The sequence below is a fragment of the Kribbella sp. DT2 genome, assembly GCF_049844575.1.
In the GTDB taxonomy this organism is placed as follows: Bacteria; Actinomycetota; Actinomycetes; order Propionibacteriales; family Kribbellaceae; genus Kribbella.
Genome location: NZ_JBNCLH010000023.1, coordinates 1 through 5,411, shown reverse-complemented (window position 1 = coordinate 5,411; position 5,411 = coordinate 1). Strand labels below are relative to the sequence as shown.

Here is a 5,411-nt window from a genome sequence, read left to right as displayed (position 1 = left end):
TGGGGTGGCCCTTAACAGTGTGAATGTCCGGCGACGTCCTACTCTCCCACGACCTCCCGGTCGCAGTACCATCGGCGCTGAAGGGCTTAACTTCCAGGTTCGGAATGGAGACTGGGTGTTTCCCCGACGCTATGGTCACCGTAACTCTATAGAAATATCAACCAACCACACACACAACCACAATCGGGCTGGGGGTTGACCGTATTCCGGGAACCGTACAGTGAACGCGAACATTACTTACGCAGCATAAAGTCTCAAATGTATGACCACAATGTGGTGTTGAGACAAGCCCTCGGCCTATTAGTACCAGTCAGCTCCACACCTTACGGCGCTTCCACCTCTGGCCTATCAACCCAGTGGTCTACTGGGGGCCTTACCCGATTAACTCGGTGGGAGACCTCATCTTGAAGCGTGCTTCCCGCTTAGATGCTTTCAGCGGTTATCACTCCCGAACGTAGCCAACCAGCCGTGCTCCTGGCGGAACAACTGGCACACCAGAGGTTCGTCCACCCCGGTCCTCTCGTACTAGGGGCAGCCCTTCTCAAGTCTCCTGCGCGCGCAGCGGATAGGGACCGAACTGTCTCACGACGTTCTAAACCCAGCTCGCGTGCCGCTTTAATGGGCGAACAGCCCAACCCTTGGGACCTACTCCAGCCCCAGGATGCGACGAGCCGACATCGAGGTGCCAAACCATCCCGTCGATATGGACTCTTGGGGAAGATCAGCCTGTTATCCCCGGGGTACCTTTTATCCGTTGAGCGACGGTGCTCCCACATGCCACCGCCGGATCACTAGTTCCGACTTTCGTCCCTGCTCGACATGTCTGTCTCACAGTCAAGCTCCCTTGTGCACTTACACTCGACACCTGATTGCCAACCAGGCTGAGGGAACCTTTGAGCGCCTCCGTTACCTTTTAGGAGGCGACCGCCCCAGTCAAACTACCCACCAGGCACTGTCCCTGATCCAGATAATGGACCGAAGTTAGACAGCCAGAACAACCAGAGTGGTATTTCAACGATGACTCCACCCGAACTGGCGTCCAGGTTTCACAGTCTCCCACCTATCCTACACAAGTTGTACCGACCACCAATACCAAGTTGTAGTAAAGGTCCCGGGGTCTTTCCGTCCTGCTGCGCGTAACGAGCATCTTTACTCGTAATGCAATTTCGCCGAGTCCATGGTTGAGACAGCGCCCAAGTCGTTACGCCATTCGTGCAGGTCGGAACTTACCCGACAAGGAATTTCGCTACCTTAGGATGGTTATAGTTACCACCGCCGTTTACTGGCGCTTAAGTTCAAAGCTTCGCCGGCCTAAACCAGCTAACCTGTCCCCTTAACGTTCCAGCACCGGGCAGGCGTCAGTCCGTATACATCGAATTACTTCTTCGCACGGACCTGTGTTTTTAGTAAACAGTCGCTTGGGCCTGGTCTCTGCGGCCATCAACGCTTCTCCCAGCAAGTGGGATAACGCATCCGGCCCCCCTTCTCCCGAAGTTACGGGGGCATTTTGCCGAGTTCCTTAACCATGGTTCACTCGATCGCCTTGGTATTCTCTACCTGATCACCTGTGTCGGTTTGGGGTACGGGCGGCTCTAACACTCACTACGAAGTTTTTCTTGGCAGCATGGGATCATCCACTTCCCCTGAACGGGTCCGCCTCGGTTCTCAGGCTCAATGAGACACGGATTTGCCTATGCCTCGCCCTACCACCTTGCCCGCGGATCAGCTTGCGCCTACCATCGCCGCGGATGGACTGCCCTCCTGCGTCACTCCTTAGTGCACCTAATACCACCTAGGGTCAACAGATCCACTACTTGGCCCGAAGGCCGCCTAGCTTCTCGGTCTTAGCATCAGTGACCTCGGTCGGGTCGTGTTAATGCCGGTACGGGAATATCAACCCGTTGTCCATCGACTACGCCTGTCGGCCTCGCCTTAGGTCCCGACTTACCCAGGGCAGATTAGCTTGACCCTGGAACCCTTGATCATTCGGCGGACGGGTTTCTCACCCGTCATTCGCTACTCATGCCTGCATTCTCACTCGTGCAGCATCCACAACTAGATCACTCTGCTGCTTCACACGCTGCACGACGCTCCCCTACCCATCCACACACCTGGACACCAATCAAGTCGGTGCCGAGTACTAATATGAATGCCACAGCTTCGGCGGATTGCTTGAGCCCCGCTACATTGTCGGCGCGGAATCACTTGACCAGTGAGCTATTACGCACTCTTTCAAGGGTGGCTGCTTCTAAGCCAACCTCCTGGTTGTCTGGGCAACTCCACATCCTTTTCCACTTAGCAATCGCTTAGGGGCCTTAGCTGGTGATCTGGGCTGTTTCCCTCTCGACTACGGAGCTTATCCCCCGCAGTCTCACTGCCGCGCTCTCACTTACCGGCATTCGGAGTTTGGCTGATTTCGGTAAGCCGGTAAGCCCCCTAGACCATCCAGTGCTCTACCTCCGGTAAGAAACACGCGACGCTGCACCTATATGCATTTCGGGGAGAACCAGCTATCACGGAGTTTGATTGGCCTTTCACCCCTATCCACAGGTCATCCCCCAGGTTTTCAACCCTGGTGGGTTCGGTCCTCCACGCGGTCTTACCCGCGCTTCAACCTGCCCATGGATAGATCACTCCGCTTCGGGTCTAGAGCATGCGACTAAAGCGCCCTATTCAGACTCGCTTTCGCTACGGCTACCCCACACGGGTTAACCTCGCCACACACCACTAACTCGCAGGCTCATTCTTCAAAAGGCACGCCGTCACACCCCACAAGGGAATGCTCCGACGGATTGTAGGCAACCGGTTTCAGGTACTATTTCACTCCCCTCCCGGGGTACTTTTCATCTTTCCCTCACGGTACTAGTCCGCTATCGGTCACCAAGAAGTATTTAGGCTTAGCGGGTGGTCCCGCCAGATTCACACGGAATTTCAAGAGTTCCGTGCTACTCGGGAAAACACTCGGAAGTCACTGTCTTACGCCTACGGGGCCATTACCCACTACGGCTCAACATTCCAGAAGATTCGACTTCAACAGTGATTTATAACTCCCCGACACCACGGCATTAGTGTCTGAATGCTCCCACAACCCCACATACGCAACGCACGCCGGCTATCACACGCACATGGTTTAGCCTCATCCGCTTTCGCTCGCCACTACTCACGGAATCACTATTGTTTTCTCTTCCTGCGGGTACTGAGATGTTTCACTTCCCCGCGTTCCCTCCAGAACCCTATGTGTTCAGGAACTGGTAACTGGCTTTAGAATGCCAGCTGGGTTTCCCCATTCGGACACCCCCGGATCACAGCTTGGTTGCCAACTCCCCGGGGCTTATCGCAGGCTCCAACGTCCTTCATCGGCTCTTGGTGCCTAGACATCCACCGATTGCCCTTAGTAGCTTGTCACACATACATAAGGAACAATACATTGCTACAAAAGATGCTCGCGTCCACTATACAGTTCTCAAAATACGGGCAGGAACACCAACCCAGACCATCACCTGCCGGCCAGAAACTCGAACCAGGGAAACAACACACCCAGAACAAGAAACCGAACCAACGGTTTGATGAAGGTTGGCCCCAACCACACCCCACACCGAACAAGTCGGTGTGGTAGCGGCCTAGAAAAACCGAACCAAGGAATCCGCAAAGATTCCAACAGCCCGATTCCTCAGGACCCAACAGCGCGCCTCAGCCTTTCACCCAACCCCACTCACGTTCCACGCCTCATCTCCGAAGAGAATCGGCAGTACTTGCTCGATCGGTTGCGATCCCGGCCTAATGGTCAATGTTCCACATTCCGAAGCATCATCGCCCTAGAACGAACGTCTAGGAAACGACGAGTAGACACTGAACCCTATGAGTCCAGCGTCAATGCTCCTTAGAAAGGAGGTGATCCAGCCGCACCTTCCGGTACGGCTACCTTGTTACGACTTCGTCCTAATCGCCAGCCCCACCTTCGACGGCTCCCTCCACAAGGGTTAGGCCACCGGCTTCGGGTGTTGCCGACTTTCATGACGTGACGGGCGGTGTGTACAAGGCCCGGGAACGTATTCACCGCAGCGTTGCTGATCTGCGATTACTAGCGACTCCGACTTCATGGGGTCGAGTTGCAGACCCCAATCCGAACTGAGACCGGCTTTTTGGGATTCGCTCCACCTTGCGGTATCGCAGCCCTTTGTACCGGCCATTGTAGCATGCGTGAAGCCCTGGACATAAGGGGCATGATGACTTGACGTCATCCCCACCTTCCTCCGAGTTGACCCCGGCAGTCTCCTATGAGTCCCCACCATAACGTGCTGGCAACATAGGACGAGGGTTGCGCTCGTTGCGGGACTTAACCCAACATCTCACGACACGAGCTGACGACAGCCATGCACCACCTGTATAGGACCCTTACGGACCTCACATCTCTGTGAGATTTCCCTATATGTCAAACCCAGGTAAGGTTCTTCGCGTTGCATCGAATTAATCCGCATGCTCCGCCGCTTGTGCGGGCCCCCGTCAATTCCTTTGAGTTTTAGCCTTGCGGCCGTACTCCCCAGGCGGGGCGCTTAATGCGTTAGCTGCGGCACGGAGGACGTGGAATGTCCCCCACACCTAGCGCCCAACGTTTACGGCGTGGACTACCAGGGTATCTAATCCTGTTCGCTACCCACGCTTTCGCTCCTCAGCGTCAGGTAAGGCCCAGAGAGCCGCCTTCGCCACCGGTGTTCTTCCTGATATCTGCGCATTCCACCGCTACACCAGGAGTTCCGCTCTCCCCTGCCTACCTCTAGTCTGCCCGTATCGGAAGCAGGCTCGGAGTTAAGCTCCGAGTTTTCACTCCCGACGTGACGAACCGCCTACGAGCCCTTTACGCCCAATAATTCCGGACAACGCTCGGACCCTACGTATTACCGCGGCTGCTGGCACGTAGTTGGCCGGTCCTTCTTCTGCAGGTACCGTCACTCTCGCTTCGTCCCTGCTGAAAGAGGTTTACAACCCGAAGGCCGTCATCCCTCACGCGGCGTTGCTGCGTCAGGCTTTCGCCCATTGCGCAATATTCCCCACTGCTGCCTCCCGTAGGAGTCTGGGCCGTGTCTCAGTCCCAGTGTGGCCGGTCGCCCTCTCAGGCCGGCTACCCGTCGACGCCTTGGTAGGCCATTACCCCACCAACAAGCTGATAGGCCGCGAGCCCATCCCCAACCGCCAGAACTTTCAACCCCAAACCATGAAGAATGGAGTGATATCCGGTATTAGACCCCGTTTCCGAGGCTTATCCCGAAGTTGAGGGTAGGTTGCTCACGTGTTACTCACCCGTTCGCCGCTCGTGTACCCCGAAGGGCCTTACCGCTCGACTTGCATGTGTTAAGCACGCCGCCAGCGTTCGTCCTGAGCCAGGATCAAACTCTCCGTTGAAATCTATATGT

Annotated in this window: 3 rRNA genes; all 3 read right to left on the bottom strand. The window is 55.8% G+C overall.

Features of this window, described 5'->3' with window-relative positions:
• Window positions 1–25 precede the first annotated feature (25 nt).
• Window positions 26–143, bottom strand: a 5S ribosomal RNA gene (gene rrf, locus ACLQ2O_RS41885).
• Between the two features lie 137 nt (window positions 144–280).
• Window positions 281–3,405: ribosomal RNA gene (locus ACLQ2O_RS41880) — 23S ribosomal RNA — on the bottom strand.
• A gap of 479 nt (window positions 3,406–3,884) precedes the next feature.
• A 16S ribosomal RNA gene (locus ACLQ2O_RS41875) occupies window positions 3,885–5,400 on the bottom strand.
• Together the 16S, 23S and 5S rRNA genes form the textbook arrangement of a ribosomal RNA operon.
• Window positions 5,401–5,411: the final 11 nt, after the last annotated feature.